The sequence below is a fragment of the Frankia sp. CcWB3 genome (assembly GCF_977927595.1).
This window is the reverse complement of sequence record NZ_CDWRCK010000325.1, coordinates 1-3947: the sequence shown is the minus strand read 5'-3', so window position 1 is coordinate 3947 and position 3947 is coordinate 1. Positions and strand designations below refer to the sequence as shown.

At 70.4% G+C, this 3947-nt stretch carries 2 protein-coding genes; both read left to right on the top strand.

Features of this window, described 5'->3' with window-relative positions; all coding sequences use genetic code 11:
* Positions 1 to 224: 224 nt before the first annotated feature.
* A complete protein-coding gene (locus tag ACY5KJ_RS18420) occupies positions 225 to 593 on the top strand; it encodes a hypothetical protein (RefSeq protein WP_462203949.1) in 369 nt (122 codons plus the stop codon).
* 220 nt (positions 594 to 813) lie between these two features.
* Complete coding sequence (locus ACY5KJ_RS18415) at positions 814 to 3288, top strand: helicase-associated domain-containing protein (protein WP_462203948.1); 2475 nt, start codon at positions 814 to 816, stop codon at positions 3286 to 3288.
* Positions 3289 to 3947: the final 659 nt, after the last annotated feature.

Sequence of the window (3947 nt, the reverse complement as noted above, 5' to 3'; positions counted from 1 at the left end):
GCGCAAGTTATTTCATTTCGACTCCCTAGTATCCTCGAGCCGGGATGACAGATTTCTGGAAATACAGCGCGGAGGAAACCATGCTCCCCTCACCGGGCAGGTCGGTATGCCGCCCGCACCTCGATCGGGTGCCCGTCCACCCCGGCGGCTCCGGGGCTATGGGGGATGCCGCACAATCCGTTTCAGCCCGTACCCGGCACCCGTCCCGCCGCGCCGTATCCATCATGGTCACCGCAATACTGCTCGTTCTGTTCTCAGCGTTGCCGGCCGGCGCCGTGATCCGCCGTCCGGTGCATCATCCGCTCCCGATGATCAACGTTTCGTACGAGACCGGTGCGGTGAGCGGCGTCGGGCGGCAGACCGACCTGACAATCACCGACAAAGGACCGGGGATCCTGCACGTCCAGTCAATTTCGGTGGACGGTGAACGCCTCCTGGATCAGAACTCCCATCTCCGGATCGCGCCGGGGCGCAGCTACATGTTCACCTTCGGCTGGGCCGGTGGCCCCGGGGGTGGTCCGGACGGGCCGACGGTCGTCATCGACAGCGATGCGCCTACCAGCCCCACCGTCCTCCACATCGGCTATCAGTGAGGCCGCACCGGCAACGAGACCGCACCCGGTGAGGTCGCACCGGCAACGACGGCGAGGCCCGCGGTACCGGCGACCGCCCGGAGGGCGCCGATGCCGTTCGCCGACGCCACCGGTCTGCTCGCAATCCGGATGGATCGGGAACGGGCGGCCGTGGTCTCGGGTGTCTGCTGCCGGCAGATCGGGCGGTCGTGCCCGCTCGGCGCAGATAAGAATGGAAGGGATGACACCACGATCGTTCGCCGACCATCTTGCGGATCTGGACTTGCCGGCGCTGGCCGCTCTGCTCCGCTCGCGTCCGGACGTGCTGGTCGAGCCGGTCCCCCGTGGTTTCGGGCAGCTCGCGCAGCGGCTGGAAAGCCCGGACTCGCTCGCGGCGGCGCTGTGGGAGCTGAACCGCGACACGCTCCGGGTCGGCCAGGCGGCGGCGCTGCTGGGGCAGTCCGCGACGGTACCCCGGATGGCCGAGCTGTTGGGTGCGTTACCGGACGCGGTGCGCGCCGGGGTGGGCGATCTGTGCGCCCGCGGCCTCGTCTGGATCGACACGGTGGTCCAACTCCCGGAACCGCTGCACAACCACTGGGTCGAGGAGATCAGTTCCGCCCGCCCGGTCGCAAAGATCGCCCACAACGTCCTGGTCGAGGATCTACGTAAGGCGGTCACGGCGCTCGGGGCTCCGGCCGAAAACCTGCGCAAGACCGAGCTGACCGCGCGGCTCACCGAACTCATGTCCGATGCCCGCCGCATCGCGACGATCATCGCTTCCCTGCCCGCCCCGGCGAGGCAGCAACTCGATGACCTGCGCCTGGCCACGGCCGGCGGCTACTTCCCCTACACGTTCCCCTACACGTTCCCCTACACGTTCCCCTACACGCCCTTCGAGGAGGTCCACGACCAGAGGGCAGCCGCGCAGCCCATCAGGCAGCTGATCACCGCGGGGCTGGTGCTGAGCGTCGGCAACCGGCCGGAGCTCCCCCGTGAGGTCGCGGTCGCCGCCTGGCTGGCCAGGCACGACCAGGGACTCACCGGGCCGCCGGACATTCCCCGGCCGGAGGTGAACGAGGCTGTCGTCCGGTCGAGCTCCCAGGCGGCCGCACAGGGCGCCATCCGCGCCGTGACCGCCCTGCTCGACGAGGCCGCCGCCCCCGTCGTAGCGCTCAAGCGAGGAGGCGTCGGTGGGCGGGAACGGGCCCGGCTGGCGAAGCGGCTGTCGATACCGTTGGCCGAGCTGCCGCTGTGGATCGACCTGGTCGCGGCCGCCGGCCTGCTGACCTTCACCGATGGCGGCTACGCACCGAGCTCGCGGTTCCAGGAGTGGCGGGGGGAGTCGCCAAGCCATCAGTGGGCGACGCTGGCTGCGGCGTGGCACGCTCTGGAGCACGCGCCGACGAGCCGCGAGGGTGCCGACGAGAAGGACGTCCCGCCGCCCCTGCCCATCGAGTCGGGGGCGGGCCAGATTCGCCGGGTGCTGATCCGCGCGGCGGCCGGCGGGCGGTCGGTGCGGCTCACGGCTGAGAACCTCGACTGGTTCTTCCCCCTGCACGGCTACGACGCTGCCACCCGCAAGATCAAGGTAGCGGCGGCGATCCGCGAGGCCGAGCTGCTCGGGGTGTTCGCCCTCGACGTCCTGTCCGAGCTCGGCCAAGCTCTGCTCGAGGCCGCGCCGAGCACCACCGACACGGCGGCTGCCACCGTCGGGCTTATGATCGTCTCGACCGCGGACGAGTTCGCCGCGCAGGCCGCGAGGACGGTGCGGGACCTGGCGGACCGCTGCGCCGAGCTGCTGCCCGAGACGCCGTCCAGCCTGATCCTGCAGTCAGATCTCACCGCGGTCGTGTCCGGCCAGCCCAGCGCGGCGATGTCCCAGCTCCTGCGGGCCGCGGCGGTGCCGGAGTCCCGGGGCGCGGCCGGGACCTGGCGGTTCACCTCCGCCAGCGTCCGCGCCGCGATGGACGCCGGATGGTCCGCCACCGAGCTGCTCGAACAGCTACGCACCATAGCCGATCACGGTCTCCCGCAGCCGCTCGAATACCTCATCGCCGACGTCGCCCGCCGGCACGGACACGTGCAGGTCCGCGGGATGCGCAGCGCCGTCCTCGCCGACGAGCCCACGACCGCCGAGATCCTCCACACCCGGGCGCTGGCGAAGCTGCACCTCGCCCGGCTCGCCCCCACCGTGCTGGCCAGCCCGGTGGAACTGGGCACGGTCCTCGCCGAGCTGCGCCGGACGGGCTTCTACCCCGTCGCCGAGGACGCGACGGGCACCGTCATCGTGACGAGCGGGCCGGGACGGAAGGCGCCGCGGGGGGCCTCGGCACAGCCGTCCCGGGCGTCCCGACCGCGCGGCGGGCCCCCCGCCGGTCCGTCGGCGACCCGACGGCGGCTGACGGCCGACGAACTCGCCCAGCGCCTGCGCACCGGCGAGGACGACGGTGTCACCCTCCTGACCAATCTCGCCCAGCGGCTCGGCGAGGTAAACGGGCGGCTGAACGACGCCGAACTCGCCGTGCTGGCGGACGCGGTGGAACGCCGCAGCGACGTCGTCATCGCCTACCGGGACAAGCAGGGCACCCGGACGGTCCGCCGCATCCAGCCGAACCAGCTCTTCGGCCGGTGGCTGAACTCCTGGTGCCACCTGCGCAACGCCGAGCGCGAGTTCGCCGTGGCCAACATCGAATCCGTCAGTCCCGTCGGCTGACCGGCACCCCCTTCCCGCCGAGGCGGCGCCCGAGATCCCGAGCTCACCGCGGCGATGACCACCCTGGACGTCACCGCGCCCAAAAAGAACATCCATGAAAACCCCCCGACCGGGAGCCATCGGAGATTGCGATCCCTCCAGGGATAATCAGCGACCCGATGGTAAATCCGCAGGTCGACGCCATGATCCAAGTCTAGTCGCCGGGCCCGAAGGGGTCGCGGCATCCGGTGCCGCCACTGGACACAGCCGGTGAAGGCGGCCGGCACTGGCAGGCGCGTCCAACTGGTAGTCGTCAGGGGCTGTAGGGCGGTGCATCTCGCAGTGTCGAAGCGCAAGGAGACCGCATGCGGTAGTCCGTCCTTCGGATGCCGCCCGCTTGGGGCCGGGTGGTTCACCGGAGTCCCAGATCAGAGGCTATCTCGCCGGGAGAGCCGCACCCCGCGGGCCGCCCCGTCCGGACGCAGGCACGAGCCACCGGTCATGTCTTTTCCGGCCCGGTCCCGGACCCGGCCGTCGAGGAGGATTTCTGCCTGTGGCAGACTGCCTCATCATGCGCGCTGTGGCTCTGCCAGAATCAGATAGGTAGCATGCGCACGGGACGGAGAAATGAATGAGATTCCGCGTTGATGTCGGCTCTTCGAAGTTAAGCGGGTTTGAGG